Here is a 21,435-nt window from a genome sequence, read left to right on the forward strand (position 1 = left end):
ATTCATCGCTTTAAACTAAAATGGCTAGTAAAGGTTCTCCCATCCTGTAGTTTCACCTTGAACCAGTAATCGCTTGTGGGCATCCTTGCACCGTTGTAGGTACCGTCCCATCCAGGACCGAGGGGATCGAGTTCCTTTAACAGTTTTCCCTGTCGGTCGAATATTAGAATGGAGGAGTTGGCCTGAAAGAGGTTGTTGATGCCCTTGACCTGCCAGAAATCATTGGTATTGTCGTTATTGGGCGTAAAGAACTTTGGGAACCCAATTACCGAAACGAGCTCATCGGTTATCCCACAATTGTTCTTGTCACGGACATAAACGGTATATAGTCCTGGCAATACATCCACAAAGGTGTTGCTGTCCTGGTAAGGGCCATCGATATCGTCAAGAGCATATTCGTAGTCGCCCTCACCAGAAACGATGACGGTAATGGAGTTGTTGCCAGAACCATCTACAATATCAACGTCGGTAACCGTGGCGATATTTGATGGTAAAACATTAATGGTCCTGTCCTTGAAGCAACCGTTCGTGTTGGTCACCCTTACACTGTAGTTTCCCGGAGCGTTTACCGCTATGGTCGAGGTATCCTCTCCGGTGGACCATTCGTAGGAATAGTTGCTCGGGGAATCACCTATAACGCCAGCACCCAGCATGATGGTCTCAGGGAAAAAGTTAAGGCAATAGGAGGTCTCGGAATTGGTCTCGATATTTGGTAGCTCAAGAACACTAAGCGCTACTTCACTAATGCCATAACAGGCATTGGCATTCTCGACGCGCGCGTAAATGGTCTGGTTGTAGGGAACGGTATTGGTAAAGGTCAATCCCAAGGGATTGTTCTCCAGCAGTGCATCGAGATAGGTCTCGTAATATTGGAGCTCCAATCCAACAGGTGCTCCAGCAAGTACAATGGCATTGGTGGTGCTGAGCTCAAAGGCCGCAAAGCCGTCCTCGGTACCGTCATCGTCACAGACGGCAAGGCTGGCATTGTTGGACGCCGTCGTGCTCACTTGCAGTGACACCTCACTAAAGTTGACACAGCCCGTAGTGGTATTGGTCACCCTTGCATAGATGCGTTGTGGGTTGAAGAAATTTTCAAAAGCATCTGCATTAATTTCATTGCCTTCATTCTCCGCATCAGTTTGTGATACATAAAAAGAAACCAATCGATCAGATGCATTGCCAATGATGTCATCGACAAAAGAATTTATATTGAATACGGTAAAACCTTCGGGAATGCCATCTTCATCACATTGTGTAATCGAAATATCATTAGCTTCAGGAATAGCATTAATGGTCAATTGAAAACTGGAAGTACTATAACAGACAGTATTTAATACGTTTTCAATCCTCACAAATATAGTTTCGTTAAAAGCTTCAGTGTTGGTATAAGACAATGGCAGTGGCGATGTTCTATTATCTGCATCATCTTGCGATTCATGAAATGTAATAGTTGTTTCTGCTGGATTTTGGGTACCTCGAATCGACGGTATAAGCATTCCGAGATCGATTGTAGATATTCCATCTGATATATCACCCTCATTATCGCAAAATTCAATAGTATTTAACTGAATAATTTGAGGTGTATTAAAGACCTCCAGTTCGAAAGTATTGATATCAAAGCAATTGGTATTATCCACATTATCTACTCTTACATAAATAGTTTGCGGATTGCTAGTATTAGTATAAGGAAACGTAATTTCATTTTCAAGGTCGTTGGCTTCGTCAAGTGTTTGAAAATAGCGCACATTGTATTGCGAAGGATCTTGACTTAAGAGTGCTTCAGGATTTTTAGTTGTGAAATCAAATTCAAAAACACCATTGTTGCCACCATTGTCACAAACATTAATATCTGTGAGCGGATTAGCCACAGGAATATCAAAAACACCAACGACAGCGCTGCCTTCAATTGGGCAGTCACCATTATTAGGTTCTATATATACCTCATAAAATCCAGGTGTATCTATGAATAATTGTGATTGATTATTACCAGCGATAGGCGTTCCATCAAAGGACCAAACATAATCTGCACCTGTGATATCGTCTGCTTGTAATGTGTAGCTGTCGCCTGTACATAATCTTAATTCAGTAGTGCTTATACCATTTCTAATTATATCGATTTGCGGACTAAGTAGCGAAGTAATGAATGGAGGTAAACCTAAATTAGCCTGAGTTCCTAGAGCCAAAGGCTGACCTGCAGGGTTATAACCGCATGCCAGACCTGCCTGATCAGGATTTTCAATAACATCTAAAGCACTGGTATTTTGTCCATTACAGACGTATATTTTATTGTTTGGCGCCAATTGCATGGATGAGATAAATTGATCTCCTATATATACTTGTGTTTCGAAATTATTATTTTCAAGATCAAACTGTCTTACTATATTGCCAGTTGTTACATAGACCTTTTTAGAGTCAGAGGAGAATTCTGTACTATAGCATTGCGTATTAGCCATTAAATTTACAGGATTACTAACTACTCCTGTATCATTATCAAAATCGTATAGCCATAAACTTCCTGTGCCAGGCGCCGTATTAACGTCACTAGGTAAATTGCCATTTTGAGCATGACAAACAGCAATCTTGGTCCCATCCGGTGAAGATTTCATATAGCCAATACCATTGCGTCTATAGCCTTGTGTTGAAATGAATGGAGGTAAAGCTGGAGGATTATCTGGAGGTAAAATGATATTACCAGAATTATCTATTTTAAATACATAGAATGTATCAACAAATTGTGTTATTACCCAAACAGACTCGCAGTCTCCACCTTGAACGGCAGTTATTTTTTCTGCGCATTTATAGAGTGTTTGGTTTGGTTCTAAAGTGTCGTAAGTTATGAGATGTTCATTCTTTAAAACAGGATCTACATCTCCTAAGCCACCATTAAGAGACATATCCACTAGAGAATAGTTAAAACCATTATTAAAGCCATCATCGTTATTAGGAACTGATTGAGTACCAAGAAATGTCTCTTGATAAAAGTCCAAAGGATTTCCGCTTTGATCTGCAGGACCTTGATCCGGGAATGCCCAGGCATTATTGTGATGAGGTTCGTCTACGGTAAAAATATAATATAAATCACTATCGGTAGGATGTGGAACTATAAGTCCTGAAGACGTACTTGAAGGATCACCTAGTAATCCAGTATTTCCGAAATAATCTCCATTGGACATTATTTGGTTATTACGATTCCAAACTGTTCTACCATCCGTATAAAAAAGGAGATTCCCGTCTTCATCCGAAATACTAGAGCAGCCTTCTGGCGTGTTTATCGCAGTAACCGTTGGAGCTACTATACCTGTGTCAAGATCAAAGCTTAGCCCTGCATTGCTACCAAAAGCCCAGTTGGTAGTTTGTTCTTGCGAAAACAAAGCTAAACTGAAACTTAATAAAGCTAGTATTAATATCTTTTTCATAGATGATAGCCAAAGGCTACCAAAGATATTATAAATCGCGCTTTTTTAATAATCGGTAGGATAAAAAGATAAAAAGTGCAGACCAACCCAATACTATGGCGATTTCGTACCAATGTACAGCATAGTCATAAGCCATATTTGTCTTTTCAGGAAACTTGGTCATAGCTATACGCTGTATAGGCTGATCTATAAGCTTATACATGGATTGTATAGGAAAGAAGTTGAATATTTTATCTGGTAAATCACCTCCAATTTGTGTTTCCATAACTAGATAAATAATTCCTTCAACAAACCATGTCATTACTAGAAACCCTAAAGCAAAAGCTGAACGCTTAAGCAACATCCCAAAGAATAAACACAGACTGAAGAAGCCTAATAGCTTTACAAAATATGCCAATAAGAATTCTACTTCCCTAAAGATGATGGAAGCTTCAGTATAGCTTGAATATATGAGACCAATAAAAAATGAGGCAATACCAATTAATATTGTGGCAGATAAAGAAAAGAAGACAATGGTATAAAACTTGGAGAGAATAAATTCTTTTTTACTTAAACCATCGATAAGATTCTGTTTCAATGTTTTGTTACTGTATTCATTACCAATCATGCTCACAACAACAATAGCAAAAAAGAACTTAAAATAGGAGGCAAAGAATGTCGTGATGTGCCAAATGATTGGGAAATTAAATATCCCTAACTCTCCAAGCTCCAGAGTAAATAGGCCAAAGAAAGGAATTTTAATTGAGGACAATATAATTACAGTAAAAGGTAAAATAAATGAGATTATTATTAGGACCCTACTGGTTTTATTTAACCAAAGTTTTTGTAATTCTAATTTAACGAGACGTAACATATAATAATGATTGGTTGTGCTTAATTCTTAGATGGAATTATGCTGTTTTTTGATTGGTTTCTAAATTATCAGTGAGTTGTAAGAATTGCTCTTCTAGACTTTCTTTTCGTTTTACTAAATGTGAAAGGAGAATACCTTTATCAAACATCAGTTTATTGAAATCTGAAGCTGACATGGGTTCATTTAAAAAAGCAGTTATTAAATCATCTTCAATTTTTAATTTACCAAAATTGGAATGAGCTTCTAAAAGCTGAATCAATTGATCGTGTTTTTCCGCTTTTAACTCAAAAAAGCCGTGACTACTAATCATTTCATCCACACGACCAGAATATAATTTTTCACCTTTTCTTAGAACTACAACGTGCGAACATACTTTCTCAACTTCATCCAAAAGGTGAGAAGCTAGTAGTATGGTCGTACCATCTGCAGCAATATCCTTAATAATCTGACGTATTTGATGAATACCTTGAGGATCTAAACCATTGGTAGGCTCATCTAGGATTAAAATTTCAGGATCATTAAGTAATGCCGAAGCAATAGCCAAACGCTGTTTCATACCCAAAGAATAGGTCTTAAACTTATGGTCTTTTCTATCTAATAAGCCTACAACTTCTAATTTTTCGGCAATTTTACTATGATCTACACCTTTAATTCTACAGACTAATTTTAAATTCTGTTCTGCAGTCATGTAAGGGTAGAAGTTTGGCCGCTCTATAATAGCACCAACTTGTTTTAAGGCATCATGAGTAGTTGTATTGCCATCGAACCAATGAAAATTGCCATTGGTTTTGTTTACGACATTCAAAACGATACCCAAGGTCGTGGATTTACCACTTCCATTAGGTCCTAAAATGCCATATACATTGCCCTTATTTATAGTAAAACTTAGGTCTTTTACGGCCGTTAGATAGCCAAATTTCTTCGTAAGATTGTTAATTGTTAGGATTGGCTCCAAAATATGATTGGTTTTAGTTGTTGAAATGCTGAAATGAATTCAGTATAGATTGATTATGTAGGTAAGACGATTCTTGCCACTATTTGTTACAATAAAATAAAAAAAGCATCCTAAAGATGCTTAATACTTTTAATCGTTGTATTTCTCAATTCCAATTTTCATCAAAATCTAGGTCACTGTAATCGTCTACATCGATGTCATCTTCAAACTCATTAAAATCATCTTCATCGTCATCAGCTTCAAAAGTTTTCTCTGGAGCCTCATCTGGGATTTGTCCATGAACAAACATTAAATTGGGGTAGTCGGTCCCTTTTGCTTCCTCTACGATTTCGCCTAATTCTACATAAAAGGTCCACATATTCAGAAAGTCATAAACATAGATTAGTTTAGGTGATGCTTCATGTACGACGTCTTTTATAACAGTGGTACTCATCATTTTTACTTCATTTCCTGCCTCACTCATATCGAACATTGCAATTTCTTCACCTTGATTCCATTCGTCATCACTTATATAAAAGGATGCCATTTCCATTCCATCAAATCCAAAGGATTGTGCAATAATGTTGTGAAGATCTTCCATGGTATCGGTTTCACGAATTTCCAAATCACGAAACACATCGTCTTCAGTATCGTTATCTAGTATAACTCTAAATCTATAAATCATGCTGCAAAGATAATGTAAATGCCTTTTATAGTTACAAATTTTTGAAGATGGAATTCTAGTTTAATTGATTGATGATTCGCTTAAGGCTTTATTAATTTCACTAATCACTAATCACTAATCACTAATCACTAATCACTAATCACTAATCACTAATCACTAATCACTAATCACTAATCACTATTTGCTAAAACGATGTAAGGTAAAAATCATTGCACTGAGTAGTATAAATGCACCGACCTGATGTAATACGCCTAACCATACAGGCACTGCCAAAATAAGTGTTAAAACGCCAAGTAAAAATTGAACACCAACCATTATCAATAAGGCATTGACACCTCTTACTTGCCATTTTTTGATATCCAAACGTGTTGCCTTATACCATATGGACAAAATAAGAATTACGACAATATAGGCCAATGTTCTATGCACAAATTGCACGCCACTTTTCCCTTCCAAAAAATTGAGATAGGTTGGGCTTTTTTCAATGTAAACAGTTTCGTGCATCAACTTGCCTTCATTCATAAATGGCCAATGATTGTGTATCCACCCAGCATCAAGTCCTGCTACAAACGCACCATAAATAATTTGGATGACCAAAACCACTAGGCTCAAGCGAATAAAATTACGTAGCTTTTTATCTATTGTCTTTTTATTCGGGAATATTAAATCCAAAGCCACCCAGAATGTATATGCAAAAGTTAGAAAGGCTGTCGTAAGATGCGCTGCCAATCTATAATGACTGACGTCTGGTCTATCTACCAATCCACTTTTTACCATATACCATCCCAAAAACCCTTGAAAACCTCCCATAATGAGAAGTATTATTGCTTTTTTTATAGTTGATCTAGATAGTTGTTTCCTTATGAGAAAATACAAAAACGGAATAATGAACACCAAGCCAATGAATCGGCCAATGACACGATGGATCCATTCCCAAAAGTAGATATCCTTAAATTCTTCTAAGGACATTCCATAGTTAAGTTTTTGATATTCTGGATATTGCTGGTACAAGTCAAAGGCATCGTTCCACTCAACTTCATTCATAGGCGGAATTACACCAGAAATCAACTTATAATTTGAAATTGACAAGCCAGAATGTGTTAGCCTCGTGATGCCACCAACAATGACCATAATAAAAATTAAGATACAGCCCGTCAGCAACCAGTAAATAACTGTTTTATTATCCTTTTTCATTTTTCAATATTTTTTCAAAGCAAAGACTATTTTTAACACCTATGTATTGTCCATAATTTGGTATTACTTTATAGTTGTTTTTCTTATAAAATTCAACCGCTTCTGTTTGACGTACACCAGTCTCTAAAACCGTGGAAGTATATCCTAATTCTTTTGCCCAGTCTTCTAGTTCGTTTAAGGTTTTTGTTGCGAGACCTTTTCCTCGCTCGCTGGGTAAAGTATACATGCGCTTAATTTCGACTTTTGAATCATCAAATTGCTTAAAAGCTCCACAAACTACTGGTTTGTTATTACTATATAAAACGGTAACATTTTTTAAGTTGTCTATGGCATTAAACTGATTGTAGAAATCATGCTCATCGCCATCAGTCACTTTAAGATAATTATCAAGCTTTTTTACAAGTGCTATGAAGTCAGGATGACAAGAGTCTGTTCTAATCAACTTTATCATACCCCTACAGCTTTTAAACCTAGGGACTTTCCTTTTTCTAACATCAATTGAAATGCTGCATCATGCTCATTAGGGATTTCACCTTCCAAGATGGCTTCTTTAATCGCTTCTTTGATGATTCCTATTTCTCTAGAGGGTCTTAAATTGAAAGCTTTCATAATCTCTTCTCCAGAAACAGGCGGTTGAAAATCCCTGACGCGGTCACGCTCTTCAACTTCGATTATTTTGTCTCTAACTCTTTTGAAATTATTGTGATATTTCTCGAACTTCTTAGGGTTTTTAGTGGTGATGTCAGCTTCACATAACGTCATTAAATCATCGACATGCTCACCGGCATCAAACACTAAACGTCTTACGGCAGAATCGGTGACTTCTGTTGCTAGAACTATTGGTCTAGAGCTCATTAACACCATCTTCTGAACAAATTTCATTTTATCATTTAAGGGCATCTTAAGGCGTTTAAATAGTTTATACACCATTTTGGAACCGACAAACTCATGTGCATGAAAGGTCCAGCCTATTTTTTTGTGGAACTTCTTTGTAGGCGCTTTGCCAATATCGTGTAAAAGTGCTGCCCAACGTAACCAAAGGTTATCTGTTGTCTTTGCGATATTGTCAACGACCTCCAGAGTATGATAAAAGTTGTCCTTATGGCGTTGGCCCTCTATTTCATCTATGCCTTTTAGTGCCGTGAGTTCTGGTAATATATAATCTAGAAGTCTAGTGTTTTCGAGAAGTTTGAAGCCAATAGAGGGTTTATCGCTTTCCAAAATCTTATTGAGTTCTACAACAATACGCTCTTTAGTGATAATTTTTATGCGATCCTTATTTTTAGATATGGATTTAAGTGAGTTATCTTCAATTTTAAAACTCAGTTGCGTTGCAAACCGTATGGCTCTCATCATACGCAATGGGTCGTCACTATAAGTTATATCTGGATTTAAAGGCGTTCGAATTATACCCTTATCTAAATCTTCAATGCCATTAAATGGATCTAAAAGCTCACCATAATTAGCCTCATTAAGGCTAAGTGCCAGAGCGTTTATGGTAAAGTCGCGTCTATTTTGATCATCTTCAAGCGTTCCATTCTCTACAACAGGATTTCTACTGTCCTCATTATAACTTTCTTTCCTTGCGCCTACGAATTCAATTTCAATATCATCAAAACGTAACATAGCTGTGCCATAGGTTTTAAAAACTTGGACTTTTGGTTGGGTAGGTAAGTTTTCTGCAACCTTATTTGCTAAATCAATACCACTGCCAACAGCAACAATATCAATATCCTTTGCATTGCGGCGTTCTAAAAGATAATCGCGAACAAAGCCACCAATGACATAACTCTCTAACCCTAATGCCTCCGCAGATTGTGAGATGATCTTAAAAATAGGATGTTTTAAGGCTTGTTTATAGTTCATAATTACCCATTGTAAATGGTTTTGCAAAGATACGACACACTAATTGTTTTTAAAATCAAATTAGGCCAAAAGAAGAAAACTAATTGTAGTTTTGCACCATGAAGCCTTTAATGGGCATTTGGCTGAAAGCTGTTAGTACAATCAAGAATATTTTGTTCTCAATGGTTAGCTGAGAAAATTTAAAATAGGTGAAATACAAGATTAATCCGAAATATAACAGCCATAAGCATTTCTTAGATGACAGTATCTCTAATTTTGAAACCAAAGGGAAGCCTTTTGGGAATCAAAAGCGGAATTCACTCAAATTATTCTCAAGGGATGATTTATTAGTTAATATTAAATCTTTCAAAATACCCAATATCTTTAATCGCATTGCTTATAGTTTTTTTAGAAAAAGTAAGGCGCAGCGCTCTTTTGAATATGGGTTGAAGCTCCAAAAACTGGGAATCGGTACACCAGACCCTATTGCATATTACGAATCTAAAGGCATTTTATTTGGTCGTAGTTATTATGTAAGTCAACAGTTAGAATGTGATTTGACCTATCGTGAATTGATTAATGATTTCAATTATGAGGACTATGAAAATATTTTGCGACAGTTTACAAGATTTACTTACCAATTGCATGAAAAGGGTGTCGAATTTTTAGATCATTCCCCTGGAAACACACTAATTGTTAAAGCTGGCCTAGATTATAAGTTTTACCTTGTTGATTTAAACCGTATGAATTTTAAAGCAATGGACTTTGATACGCGAATGAAAAATTTTGCAAGACTGTCAAAATATGAACATATGGTTGAGATCATGAGCGATGAGTATGCTAAATGTATAGGGAAATCTTACGACGAGGTCTTTAATGCAATGTGGAAACAAGTCCAAAAATTCAGAGCAAAGAAAAGAAGAAAATCAAAGATAAAAAGTACTTTTAAGCCTTAGGGTTTCTTTTTTGCAATTCGTATAACTTTATATACTTATAAAAAACGGTATTATAAGTTTGTACACAAATAATAAATCCATTGAGTCCATCCAAGAAGCCTAATCTTAAAACATAAGCCTTAAAAAATGCCCAAGCTGGTCTGTAGATGATTTTCCAAATCGATGAACGTTTTCCTTGATCGTAATAGGCTTGTGCAGCTATGGTCGAAAAATTTTCAGTTTTCTTAATATGACTACTGTAATCATCCAATACCCAGTGCAAAATATCGCCTTTTAAAAAGCTATTGCTTTTTGGATTGTCAAGGATAAAATTATCATGCGGATTAATACCTTGCCATGAACCAGCATCCTTTTTAAAGAAGCGCATCTTTTTATTAGGATACCAATCAGAATACTTTATCCACTGACCGCAATAATTATTGAATCGATTGGCGTAATACCCATCATGTTTCCAATTGGTTTTTAGCTTTTGAAGAGATACTTTTAATTGATCTGACAAAGCTTCATCACCATCCAGGGCGATAATGTAATCATGTTTGGCTTTAGAAAGGGCAAAATTCTTCTGCTCTATATAGCCTAAAAATTCTTGTTGAATAAAATGTACATCATACTGCTGGCAAATGGTTTCCGTCCTATCGGTAGAAAAAGAATCTACTACTACAATTTCGTCAGCAATACCAACTAATGATTCCAAGCATTTTTTTATGCGCTTTTCTTCATTATATGTGATGATCACTGCAGAAATTTTTACCATAGTTGTTTGATTACTTGCCGAATATGGAATGAATTTTTCGTCGTCTCAAAAAAGACAATTTTCGTTTTTCAGGAACACCATTTTTTTCTATATAATCTTCTACGGCTTCCACCATTCGTAGTGCCGATTTTCCATCATTATAGGGATGAAATTCATTGAAAATGGTTTTGCGTTGTTCTGCAAAAGGATCTTCGTTTAAGTTTCGTTCTACTAAATTGATAAGCGCACCATAATCGTCTGAGTCTTCCCAATGAATTTTCTTGGAAATATTCTTGAATGTAATCACAGGCTTATCCAGCAATAGAAATTCATAAATAACGGATGAAGTATCGCTTATCATTAAATCTGCCATTAGTAAGAATTTAATGATATTCTTTTCATCCTGAAACTTTATGTTGGAGTATGAGTTAGCTAGCTCCTTGTAGGCTTCAATCCATTTGTTGTCCATTAATGGATGAAATTTGATTAAAATCAAATAATCAGAATTACTAGATAATCTTTTAATCTCTTCAATTAAATGTGGAGCAGAAGTAAGACTAGGAGAAAAAGTTGGTGCATACAATACAATAGTATTAGCCTTGTGCTCATTTAATAATTTCTTTTTTTCGGCTTGGTAAAGCAACTTGTCCTTACCATAAATATCCAATTTAGGCCAGCCCGTTTCTATGACTTCAAAGTTTTTGTATTTAGCTTTGAATTTATCAAATCCTCTAGTGAAATATGGGCCTTGAGTGAGATAGAGATCAAAATAATGACGAATTCTGAAGTGCCCTTTTTTCTCTCCAGCCAATCCATGAAAAACTTGGACTTTTAAACCTCTGAGATAGTAAGGAACTTCATTGCCAGGAACAAATATAGCGTCACTCTTGAAGTTTTTTAAATCTGAAATTTCTGTAGTGTAGTCATCAGAAGTAAATGGAAATCCATCAACTAATTTATCAGTAATAAACCATGTATAAGGGTAGTCTTTTTCAATTAAAACCTCCTTAATTGGTTCTAGTATTCCAAAGGCATAATTATTCTGACAAAAAAGAATGGTTCTCATTTAGAGCATTTTGTTTACTTCATTTAAGTCTTCGACAAAGTCAATTTCCATACAGTTGTATTGAGAAATATCTACAGCTTGTACTTTAAGGTCATCCTTTTCTATAGCTAATTCGAGACCACGTTCAAAATAATCATTATCATCACATGCTTCTAAATGATGAATAAAGGTCTTGATGTCTTTTGAAGAAATAAAGTTAATACCAACAGCTTCCCCTAGTCCATTTTTTACGGTTTTTGATAGTTCATTTATATAACCATCTCTCAGGGTGTACTTTACTTCTTCTTCAGCAACTTTACTGGTATTAACTGCTACAAAAGATTCATTATTTTCAATGTATGGATTGAGAATATCTAACAATTTCACATCAAAAACCACATCACCATTAAACCAAAGTACCGATTTATCTTTGTGTTTTTTTAAGGCTTGTAATAAACTTTTTGAGGTATTGGTTCTATCAAAGAAAGGATTGTATACGTAAGTTAATTCAGGAAAGCGCTCCATGATTAAATCTTTCTTGAATCCAACGACCACATTGATATCATCAATGTCGTAACGCGACGCAATATTATCTGTTTGCATTCGCATAATACTCTTACCGTTTTTTAATGGTGTTAAGGGTTTTGGAAATGGATTTCCTAGTCTAGAGCCTATGCCGGCGGCAAGTATGATGATTTTCATTGTAAATAGTCTTAATGAGCATTCAAAGATAAAGTTAATAATGAAGTAAAAAAATGGTCTTTCCTTTAAATATGATCGTCTTAATTATTTGCTGTATTAATTCAACCTCATTAATTTAGCCCTATGATTCAACTGAGTGGGGAACATTATATTGGAGAAGGAGATATAAGGGTTTGTTATGAGCATTCTCTAGATAAAAGCCTATGCATAAAAATCCCAAGACCGGAAACAACACGTGCATATACTGAAAAAGAGTTACAGTATTTTAAGAAATTATCTAAACGAAACAAAGCGAAGTTTAACTATCCTTTTTATTCCGATTTTCATAACGAGGTAGAGACGAATTACGGATTAGGTCAGGTGTTTGATTTGGTAAGGGATGAGACCAATGGACATATTTCTAAAACTCTGGAATTCTATTTGACCAATGACAGCCCTATTTCGGATGAGCAATTAGAAACTGCTTTAGATGAATTGAGATCTCAAATGATTACACATCGAGTGTTTACGAGGGACTTAAGAGCAAGAAATATATGCTGCAAGATTAAAAAAGACGCCGCAATTGAACTTATAATTATAGATGGTATTGGTCATAGGGACTTTTTCCCATTTGCGGATTGGTTTCATTACTTCTCAAAAAAGAAGATAGATCGTACGTTTACAAAATGGCATTTTAATAGTTTGGAGGAGCAGCGGGAATTTTTGGAAAAGTAAAATTAATTTGTTCGGATGGACAACCAGTTTAGTATATAGTTTAATATGTTATCCGGACTTTTATTCAAACTTTGTAGCCCTAGAAACAATTTCTTTTTAGAGCTAATGTTTAATTTGAATTTATACCAGTATAATGGTTTTTTGTAAGATCTAAAATACAATAGTTGCAAATCATTTCTCAGAACACAGGTTTTATTTTTTATTTCAATATGATTAGCAAGGGCAACAGGTAAAAACTGATTTCTATTTCTAAATCTATATTTAATATTGTCTTTTAAAATCTCAGGATTTCCACTGAAAAAATTAACCAATGTTGATTTTCTCATAGGGTGAGGTGTGTGCCTAAACCTAAAGAATTTTTTAAAGCCTAAGACTTTTGCTGCCTTTTCTTGGGCTTCTTTATGGCCTGCTTTTTCTGTTTTATCTTTTTTAAAGAGTTTTTTTTCTTGAAATTGCTGCCAGATACCTCTTAAAACAGGATTACCATTCTCTGTGAAAAAGTCATTTTTAGTTGTAGGGTTAATAATGAAAAAATCATCATTAAGATAAATGAAATGCTCAGACAAGTTAGGAATTTTATGCAGACAAGTTTCTATTGTTCTACTGTTAAAAGTGGGCAGAAAATCGTCATAACCTTCAAAAAGTTGCTGGTGATCAACAACTTTTACTCTGGAGAAATCATCACCTGAGGATAGCTTTAAGAACTCTGGAACTTGATTGTCTGTAACGATGAAAATAGAGTTAATAAAAGGTGCATACTTTAAGATCGATTTTACTGTGTATTCAATTTCATCGACTTGGGCATATCTAGAGCGTAGTGTTTTAGTAACATCACCCTTTTCTTTTAAGTATGGGAGAATTTTAGCCTTATAGACCTCGTCATTACCATCTACCCAAGATATAACTGCATCAACCTGAAAATCTTTTATTGTGTTGTTGTCAGTCATCTAAATTGGTTATGGCTTCTTTTTTAGAATTAAGCTTTGGTAAGGTAAAATAATCACCAATAATTTTATTGTATTCTTCTGGGTAAAATTGTTTTCTGGCATCTGAGGGATAAAACGTCAATTCTCCGAAGACGGACTTGCCGTTTACGGAGTAAAAATCTACTCTGACGAAAGGTAGATTTTGTGATAATTTCCTTGACAACTCAACCATTTCATCAAGATTGGTTGGTTTTCCAATTTCAGATGAAATACTTTTATAACTTTTACTTTTTCCGAATGGAAGAAGGTTAAATTCCAAGTCAAAACAACCTTGTTTGTGGTCTTCTTCTCGATCTAAATGGACATCTATGAATTTTGGTTGGCCATCAAAACAATAAAATTTATAGTCAATTAAGGTGTTTTTATCATCTTCTTTTAAGAATTTCTCAATGATTATTTTTGGCTCTACATCCTTATAGGCCCATTCTTGTCCTCTCCGATAGTATTGATTCTTAGTTAACCACTTTTTGAATTTTGTGATCACTTTTTCCCTATTAAGATCTTCTTTGTTTGTTACAATAATATTATGACCATTGGTGTGATTTGCCTTTATAATAAACTTATTGGGTAAGCTATCAAAATCAATATCCTCTGGATCATCATAGACAGCGTAAAGTTCATTTAGGTATTGTTTGCCAATTTTCTCTTCTACATATGATCTGACAGCATATTTATCTACAAGTTTTGTTAATATTTCAGGTCGAAAAAACACTTTATACCACTCGATTTTCGCATTAAAATCCTGTGGGTTATTTAGGTCTAATTTTTTACCTGAAAAATATTCATAATGGATTTTCACATAAATTTTAGGAGGTAAAGAACGTACTTTACGCAGATGTCTTAGAGCGAATCGACGTATTTTATTAGACATTGTTTTTTGTTTTACTAACTAAGTTCTTCTAACCTAAAGCCAAAATCATTTATTACATATTGCTTACATGGCGCACATTCACCACAAGGTATTTCCTCAGATCGATGGCAAAACCATGTATTTAGCATAATATCTAAAAAACCGTTTTGTTCGGCATAATCTTTCATCTCCAATTTTGAAATATATACCAATGGAAATCTAAAGTTTTTAAACAGCTGTGCTTTGATAAAACTGGTCTTTTTTGGGTCTACTATCCAGTTTTTACCATTTGTTTCATCAATTATTTCTTTGAGCTCATGGGGTTTAAGCATACGATCTCGATCTTTTTTATGAAATCCAATCTCCAGTCCTTCATAATTTTTAGATAAGTATGACAACCATTTATATTGTGTACCAATACTCTGATTTCTCTTAATTGATTTATACATCATCTTAAGATACAAGTCAGATTTTATGTCTTTTCTGTCAATTAATTTTACAGGAAGTATTTTCCCTTTAGAATCCTTAAATCGTTCTTGAATTAAATCTGTCAATAATGAGATAGTCTCTATCTCCTTTTCCATGGACCCTCTACTGGAATCCTTTATATATATAGGCTGAAGTTGAATCCCTCTATTAAAAAGTTCAATAACTCTGAATGTGGAATCCCAACCTCCAGTCCATAAAACAGGTTTTGCATTGTTCATAGTTATACGGCTACATCATATTCACGTAAAGCATCATTCAATGATGTTTTTTTATCTGTACTTTCTTTACGCTTTCCAATAATCAACGCACAAGGTACTTGAAATTCTCCAGCCTTAAATGTTTTTGTATAACTTCCTGGAATTACTACAGAACGCGCAGGTACAACACCTTTTGTTTCAATAGGCTCATCACCGGTAACATCAATAATTTTTGTGCTCATTGTTAGCACAACATTGGCACCAAGTACAGCTTCTTTTTCCACACGAACGCCCTCAACGACAATACATCTACTACCAATAAATGCGCCATCTTCAATGATCACAGGAGAAGCTTGCAAAGGTTCTAGAACGCCACCAATCCCAACACCTCCAGACAGATGAACATTCTTGCCTATTTGAGCACAACTTCCTACGGTCGCCCATGTGTCTACCATAGTACCTTCATCAACATAAGCACCAATGTTTACATAACTAGGCATCATAATAACACCTTTGGAAATATAAGCGCCATATCTTGCCACGGCATGAGGAACTACCCTAATACCTTTTTCCATATAGTTTCTTTTCAAAGGAATTTTATCATGATATTCGAAAATACCAACTTCAAACGTTTCCATTTTTTGAATAGGAAAATATAATACTACTGCTTTCTTTACCCACTCGTTTACCTGCCAACCATTATTGGTAGGCTCTGCCACGCGCAAAGTACCTTCGTCAATAAGGTTTATTACACTTCTTATAGCATCAATAGTAACATGGTTGGTTAGTAAGGAGCGATCTTCCCAAGCATTTTCTATAACAGTTTGTAATTGTTTCATTTGCCTTAAAAATTTTGTCAAAGATAAGTTGTTAAATAGGCATTATAAAAATATTTTATAAGAATTGTGACCACTTCAAAAAAGCTGTGTCTTAATAGTGTTAAATACGATGATTATTTATTCATTATAAGTAAATCTGAGAATTTAATTAATAGCTAATTATTGAAAGCTCCTCTCCCCTTATTGAGGAGTTTTCTTTTTTTTTGTAAAAATGTGACCTAATTATAATTAATGGGTCTTAAAAGTATAATTAACATGATTTATTTATAGAGGGTAATAAAATCATTCCTTAATTAATAACTAAATTTTCCAAAAACGCTTCTTCTTGCTAGGAAGCGTTTTTTAATGCATTATCTTTGCAAAATATGGGAAGAATTTTAGCAATAGACTATGGCACAAAGCGAACTGGCTTAGCTGTTACCGATGAGATGCAGATTATTGCATCTGGTCTAACTACTGTGCATACTAAGGGGCTTTTAGGTTTTTTGGAAGATTATATAGCTGTCGAAAATGTGGAAAAATTTGTCGTTGGCGAACCCAAGCAAATGGATAATACAGCTTCAGAAAGTGAAGTGTATATTCAGAAATTTTTGGAAAAGTTAAGAAAACGGATTCCTCATATTCCAATAGAACGTGTCGATGAGCGTTTTACATCAAAAATGGCGTTTCAAACTATGATCGATAGTGGATTGAAGAAAAAGCAAAGACAGAATAAAGCTTTAATTGATGAAATTAGTGCTACACTCATTTTACAGAGCTATTTAGCTTCAAATTCTTAAATAAGAATTGTACTTTTGCACCCGAAAACAATAAGAATATGATATTACCAATCGTTGCTTATGGCGATCCTGTGCTAAAGAAAAAAGCAAAGGAAATTGATAAGGATTACCCTAAACTCAATGAGCTCATAGAAAGTATGTACGAAACCATGTATGGTGCTTACGGTGTTGGTTTGGCAGCTCCTCAGATTGGTTTACCTATTCGTCTGTTTTTAGTAGATACTGAACCTTTTTCTGAAGACGACGAGCTTTCGGAAAAAGATAGAGAGCAGATGAAAAACTTTAGAAAAACCTTTATTAATGCTCAGATTTTAGAAGAAGAAGGTGATGAGTGGGCTTTTAATGAAGGTTGTTTAAGCATTCCTGATGTTAGGGAAGATGTCTTTAGACAACCAAAGATCAAGATTCAGTATCAAGATGAGAATTTTGATACGCATGTAGAACAATACGACGGTTTAATTGCTCGTGTAATTCAGCATGAATATGATCATATAGAAGGGGTTTTATTTACCGATAAATTATCATCGTTTAAAAAACGTTTGATTAAAGGTAGATTAACCAATATTTCTAAAGGAAAAATTAAAATAGATTACAAAATGCGTTTTCCTGCCATGAGCAGAAAGCGCTAATACAATATATATGAGCTTAGATAAAATTTTAGCTATTTCGGGAAAACCAGGATTATTCGAAATCGTAACCCAGACCAGAACAGGAGCCGTAGTGCAATCTCTAATCGATAAGAAGCGTATTACCGTTGGGGCGCACAGCAACATTAGCATTTTGAGTGAAATTGCCATTTATACCTTAACTGAAGAAGTGCCACTAAGAGATGTACTCAAAAAAGTAAAGCATAAAGAGAATGGTGAGCCAACGTCTATAAGTCACAAAGATGGAAAAGACACATTGGAAGAATATTTTTTTGATGTTTTGCCAGATTATGATGAGGACCGTGTATATCCTTCCGATATTAAGAAAGTGATTCAGTGGTATAATTTACTTCAAAAAAACAATCTTTTGGATGCTTTGGAGTCTGAAGACGATGAAAAAGATACGTCAGAAGAAGAATAACATGTCTGATAAAGCAGAACAACTTAAAGCTTTTGAGCGTTTGTTGATAATCATGGACGAGTTGCGAGAGCAATGTCCTTGGGATAAAAAGCAAACTATGGAATCGCTTCGTCATCTCACTATAGAAGAAGTTTACGAATTGGGAGATGCCATCTTGGACAAGGATTTGGATGAAGTAAAAAAAGAGCTAGGCGATGTTTTATTACATATTGTTTTTTATTCTCGAATTGGAAGCGAAACGGGTGCTTTTGATATGGCCGATGTTTGCCATAGTATTTGTGATAAGTTGGTAGAACGTCATCCACATATTTATGGTGATGTAGAGGTTGATAATGAAGACGATGTCAAGCGAAATTGGGAGCAGCTTAAACTCAAAGAAGGCAAAAAAAGTGTTCTAGAAGGTGTGCCTAAGAGTTTACCGGCTATGGTAAAAGCAAATCGTATCCAAGATAAGGTCTCAGGAGTTGGTTTTGATTGGGAGGAACCAGAACAAGTTTTTGAAAAAGTAGAGGAGGAGCTAGCTGAGCTTAAATCTGAAATCACTAAGGGTGACAAAGATGCTATTGAAAGTGAGTTTGGCGATGTGTTGTTCTCCATGATAAATTATGCACGTTTCCTAAAAGTAAATCCAGAAAATGCTTTAGAGCGCACTAATAAAAAATTTATCAAACGCTTTCAATACTTGGAAAGTAAATCCAAAGCGCTTAAAAAGCCTCTTAAAGATATGACCCTATCTGAAATGGATGTTTTCTGGGAGGAAGCAAAGTCCTTATAGAAATTTCTGCCTTGCAGAAATCCTCATTTTCATGAAATTAGTCTTAGATGCTGAAATAAATTCAGCATGACAAAAGGTACTATTTGTTAAAATTCTCAAAAAATTTAAATCCAAACATCCAAACGGAAATTTCGTACGTAGATAATGTATATAAAAGCAAAACGTTTTTATAATCTTAGTAGGAGATCTTAATTATTATTAAGCGGTTGTAATTAAGGTTAATTTAGTTTAGTTAGGGCAAAACCCATCTGTTAGTAGCAGATGGGTTTTGATATTTTATTCCTAAAGGCTTTTCTAGCTAAGAATACATCCCACGAAGTTTAGATAACTTGTTCTTCCAAGTTTCCAACTCCTTTTTATGATTGGCAATGTTTTTATGGACATCCTTTACTAAAGGATTATCAGAGTCTACATTAGAGAAAAACTGTAAGTTGTTTTCTAGTTGTGTAATTTCGGATTGTACTTCGCCTATCTTTTTACGAATAAAGTTTTGTTCGTTATCTAGTAGTCTTGTGTCGTTATCGTTATTGGCTAAATTCTCAAGTTTACTTTCAAATTTTACCATATCCAATTTAGACTTATCCATTTTAAGTTTATCAAAAGCATCATCAATGGCCTTGTAAAACTTGCCATCTATATAGCGCTTGCTCTGGGGCACATGTCCAATGGCTTTCCAATCGGCAACTTTAGTCTTTAAAGTTTCAACGTCGGCTTTGTTATCACCACTGAGTACCATGGTCTTGATGTCTTCCAATAACTTTACTTTTTTGTCAAAGGCATCATATAGGTGTTGATTTTCAGCTTTACGCTCAGCATGCATTCTATCGAAATAATGGTTGCAAGCCGCCTTGAACTGTTTCCAAATTTTATCACTGTCTCGTCTTGGTACATGACCGATTTTCTTCCAGTCATTCTGGATTTTCTTCATTAATGGTGTTACCACCTCAAAATCTTCACTGTCTTTATTCTCTTCGGCAATTTTAATAAGCTCTTTTTTCTTTTGTAGATTCTCGTATTGGTCTTTTTTTAATCCCTTATAAAACTTATTCTTTCCACGATTAAAAGTTCTTACAGCATCTTTAAATTTTGCCCATGTGGCCTCGTTAACTTTTAAAGGGACTTTACCAGCATTAAAAAATGCTTCACGGAGCGTTTCAATTTGTTTGATTTTCTTTTGCCAAGCACCATGGGAATTAGCTGTATCTTCAGCGATAGCTTGTATTTGCGAAATTAAATCTTCTTTCTTTTCAAGATTTTTTTCATAAGCTTTATCTAAATCGGCATAATAGGCTTGACGCTTATCGTGAATGGTTTTCGTGGCATTACTAAACCGTTCCCAAATGGTTTCTCTATGTTCTTTAGCAACTGGACCAAGCTCTTCTTTCCACATTTTGTGCAACACTTGCAGCTCTCTAAACGAGTGATTAATACTATCGCTTTGAGCTAATTCTTCAGCTCGCTCTATGATCTTTAGCTTTTGCTCATAGTTATGCTTAAAGTCCATGTCTCGCAAATCATTGTTGAGATGTAAGAAGTCGTAAAAACGCTCTACATGATGATGATAGGTATTCCAAGCGTTGTTGTATTTATCTCTTGGAATAGGTCCAGCATTACGCCATTTTTCTTGTAACTCTTTAAAATGCTTATAAGTGGTATTGATGTTTTCTTCAACATTCAATAACCCTTTTATTTCTTCAATAATAGCTAATCTATTTTCAAGATTTTGCTTCAGATTTTGCTCACGTTCTTTGTAATATGAGCTTATGGACAGCTTATAGTCTTTATATAATTGGTTGAATAGTTTTTTGGTGTCGTTAGTGTAGTAGAAGTCAATCTCATTCCCTCCATCATTGACAAATTCTTCTTTTTTCTCCTCTAACAACTGACTGAACTTAGCATTAAATTCAGCTTTGATTTGATTAACCTGTTTGGATATGGTCTGAATCTTATGATGTTTTAAAAGCCTGTTGAGTTCTGTAGCTAAATCCTGCATGGACATGGCATGATAGTCTTTTTCTTCAACCTCATGGCGTTCTACATTAGATTCGTCTTCTGCATCTTCAGCATTTTCAGCTTCGATTTCATCAACGTGCTTATCTTCTTTAGACGTGTTGGTTTCAGACACCGTATCAATCTCTGCCTCAGATGTTTTCTCTGAACTGGTGTCTTCAGTTGATACGCTTTCGGATTCAACTATTTCTTTAGCCTTATCCTCTGAAGTGTTTTCAACTTCTAAAGTTGATTCTTCTTTTAGAGTAGGATCTTTTATTTCTACTTCGTTTTTTCCATCTGCATCTTGCAGGTTATCGTTCTCAGACATGTGTCAATAAATTTATTAGGATGTTAAAGATACTAACAACTCGCTGAAATACAAA

Annotated in this window: 21 protein-coding genes; 6 read left to right on the forward strand and 15 right to left on the reverse strand. The window is 35.0% G+C overall.

Features of this window, described 5'->3' with window-relative positions:
* Nucleotides 1-2: 2 nt before the first annotated feature.
* The 7 genes from H7F21_RS11150 to H7F21_RS11180 all read right to left on the reverse strand — a co-directional run bounded on the left by H7F21_RS11150 (nt 3) and on the right by H7F21_RS11180 (nt 8,948).
* On the reverse strand, nt 3-3,416 hold the full coding sequence (locus tag H7F21_RS11150) for a T9SS type B sorting domain-containing protein (RefSeq protein WP_246431467.1): 3,414 nt from the start codon (nt 3,414-3,416) through the stop codon (nt 3-5).
* A gap of 28 nt (nt 3,417-3,444) precedes the next feature.
* Nucleotides 3,445-4,269: an ABC transporter permease gene (locus tag H7F21_RS11155; protein ID WP_185789369.1), complete on the reverse strand. Its 825-nt coding sequence runs from the start codon at nt 4,267-4,269 to the stop codon at nt 3,445-3,447.
* 37 nt (nt 4,270-4,306) lie between these two features.
* Nucleotides 4,307-5,224 (reverse strand): ABC transporter ATP-binding protein, encoded by a 918-nt coding sequence (locus H7F21_RS11160; RefSeq protein ID WP_185789370.1) that lies wholly within the window; start codon nt 5,222-5,224, stop codon nt 4,307-4,309.
* A 145-nt stretch (nt 5,225-5,369) separates the two neighbouring features.
* Nucleotides 5,370-5,888, reverse strand: coding sequence for an IS1096 element passenger TnpR family protein (locus tag H7F21_RS11165; protein WP_185789371.1), 519 nt, complete (start codon nt 5,886-5,888; stop codon nt 5,370-5,372).
* Between the two features lie 177 nt (nt 5,889-6,065).
* Complete coding sequence (locus H7F21_RS11170; RefSeq protein ID WP_185789372.1) at nt 6,066-7,082, reverse strand: COX15/CtaA family protein; 1,017 nt, start codon at nt 7,080-7,082, stop codon at nt 6,066-6,068.
* Complete coding sequence (locus H7F21_RS11175; RefSeq protein ID WP_185789373.1) at nt 7,069-7,533, reverse strand: GNAT family N-acetyltransferase; 465 nt, start codon at nt 7,531-7,533, stop codon at nt 7,069-7,071. Before H7F21_RS11175 ends, H7F21_RS11170 begins: the two co-directional genes overlap by 14 nt.
* On the reverse strand, nt 7,530-8,948 hold the full coding sequence (locus H7F21_RS11180; protein WP_185789374.1) for a CCA tRNA nucleotidyltransferase: 1,419 nt from the start codon (nt 8,946-8,948) through the stop codon (nt 7,530-7,532). The genes H7F21_RS11175 and H7F21_RS11180 overlap by 4 nt, the downstream gene beginning before the upstream one ends.
* A 188-nt stretch (nt 8,949-9,136) precedes the next feature.
* On the opposite strand from H7F21_RS11180, the gene H7F21_RS11185 reads away from it, so the two are divergent.
* A complete protein-coding gene (locus tag H7F21_RS11185) occupies nt 9,137-9,883 on the forward strand; it encodes a lipopolysaccharide kinase InaA family protein (protein WP_185789375.1) in 747 nt (248 codons plus the stop codon).
* Here H7F21_RS11185 and H7F21_RS11190 read toward each other — a convergent pair.
* From H7F21_RS11190 to H7F21_RS11200, 3 genes are read right to left on the reverse strand one after another with little or no spacing between them, the layout of a single operon-like run.
* A complete protein-coding gene (locus tag H7F21_RS11190) occupies nt 9,873-10,637 on the reverse strand; it encodes a glycosyltransferase family 2 protein (RefSeq protein ID WP_185789376.1) in 765 nt (254 codons plus the stop codon). The genes H7F21_RS11185 and H7F21_RS11190 overlap by 11 nt on opposite strands.
* 10 nt (nt 10,638-10,647) lie before the next feature.
* Nucleotides 10,648-11,682 carry a CDP-glycerol glycerophosphotransferase family protein gene (locus tag H7F21_RS11195; protein ID WP_185789377.1) on the reverse strand — a complete coding sequence of 345 codons (1,035 nt, stop codon included), beginning with the start codon at nt 11,680-11,682 and terminating at the stop codon, nt 10,648-10,650.
* The gene (locus tag H7F21_RS11200) at nt 11,683-12,363 is read right to left on the reverse strand and encodes a phosphocholine cytidylyltransferase family protein (RefSeq protein ID WP_185789378.1); all 681 of its coding nucleotides are present in this window, start codon (nt 12,361-12,363) and stop codon (nt 11,683-11,685) included.
* Nucleotides 12,364-12,486: 123 nt separating this feature from the next.
* On the opposite strand from H7F21_RS11200, the gene H7F21_RS11205 reads away from it, so the two are divergent.
* Nucleotides 12,487-13,077: a YrbL family protein gene (locus H7F21_RS11205; RefSeq protein WP_185789379.1), complete on the forward strand. Its 591-nt coding sequence runs from the start codon at nt 12,487-12,489 to the stop codon at nt 13,075-13,077.
* A 2-nt stretch (nt 13,078-13,079) separates the two neighbouring features.
* On the opposite strand, the gene H7F21_RS11210 is transcribed toward H7F21_RS11205, so the two are convergent.
* Genes H7F21_RS11210 through H7F21_RS11225 form a run of 4 tightly spaced genes read right to left on the reverse strand, consistent with a single transcriptional unit; the run spans nt 13,080 to nt 16,438 of the window.
* Nucleotides 13,080-14,024: a Stealth CR1 domain-containing protein gene (locus H7F21_RS11210; RefSeq protein WP_185789380.1), complete on the reverse strand. Its 945-nt coding sequence runs from the start codon at nt 14,022-14,024 to the stop codon at nt 13,080-13,082.
* The gene (locus H7F21_RS11215; RefSeq protein ID WP_185789381.1) at nt 14,017-14,934 is read right to left on the reverse strand and encodes an ATP-grasp fold amidoligase family protein; all 918 of its coding nucleotides are present in this window, start codon (nt 14,932-14,934) and stop codon (nt 14,017-14,019) included. The genes H7F21_RS11210 and H7F21_RS11215 overlap by 8 nt, the downstream gene beginning before the upstream one ends.
* 14 nt (nt 14,935-14,948) lie before the next feature.
* Nucleotides 14,949-15,620 carry a hypothetical protein gene (locus tag H7F21_RS11220; protein WP_185789382.1) on the reverse strand — a complete coding sequence of 224 codons (672 nt, stop codon included), beginning with the start codon at nt 15,618-15,620 and terminating at the stop codon, nt 14,949-14,951.
* Between the two features lie 2 nt (nt 15,621-15,622).
* Entirely contained in the window at nt 15,623-16,438 is an 816-nt protein-coding gene (locus H7F21_RS11225; protein WP_185789383.1) for a 2,3,4,5-tetrahydropyridine-2,6-dicarboxylate N-succinyltransferase, read from the reverse strand.
* A 365-nt stretch (nt 16,439-16,803) separates the two neighbouring features.
* On the opposite strand from H7F21_RS11225, the gene ruvX reads away from it, so the two are divergent.
* Genes ruvX through mazG form a run of 4 tightly spaced genes read left to right on the forward strand, consistent with a single transcriptional unit; the run spans nt 16,804 to nt 19,060 of the window.
* The gene (gene ruvX / locus H7F21_RS11230) at nt 16,804-17,217 is read left to right on the forward strand and encodes a Holliday junction resolvase RuvX (protein ID WP_185789384.1); all 414 of its coding nucleotides are present in this window, start codon (nt 16,804-16,806) and stop codon (nt 17,215-17,217) included.
* 38 nt (nt 17,218-17,255) lie between these two features.
* Nucleotides 17,256-17,846 (forward strand): peptide deformylase, encoded by a 591-nt coding sequence (def, locus tag H7F21_RS11235; protein ID WP_185789385.1) that lies wholly within the window; start codon nt 17,256-17,258, stop codon nt 17,844-17,846.
* A 10-nt stretch (nt 17,847-17,856) separates the two neighbouring features.
* The gene (locus H7F21_RS11240) at nt 17,857-18,285 is read left to right on the forward strand and encodes a DUF5606 family protein (protein ID WP_185789386.1); all 429 of its coding nucleotides are present in this window, start codon (nt 17,857-17,859) and stop codon (nt 18,283-18,285) included.
* A 1-nt stretch (nt 18,286) separates the two neighbouring features.
* The gene (mazG, locus tag H7F21_RS11245) at nt 18,287-19,060 is read left to right on the forward strand and encodes a nucleoside triphosphate pyrophosphohydrolase (protein ID WP_185789658.1); all 774 of its coding nucleotides are present in this window, start codon (nt 18,287-18,289) and stop codon (nt 19,058-19,060) included.
* 298 nt (nt 19,061-19,358) lie between these two features.
* Here mazG and H7F21_RS11250 read toward each other — a convergent pair whose 3' ends face one another.
* Nucleotides 19,359-21,380 carry a DUF349 domain-containing protein gene (locus H7F21_RS11250; protein ID WP_185789387.1) on the reverse strand — a complete coding sequence of 674 codons (2,022 nt, stop codon included), beginning with the start codon at nt 21,378-21,380 and terminating at the stop codon, nt 19,359-19,361.
* Between the last annotated feature and the right edge of the window lie 55 nt (nt 21,381-21,435).

The sequence above is a fragment of the Winogradskyella flava genome (genome assembly GCF_014243395.1).
Taxonomy (GTDB): domain Bacteria; phylum Bacteroidota; class Bacteroidia; order Flavobacteriales; family Flavobacteriaceae; genus Winogradskyella; species Winogradskyella flava.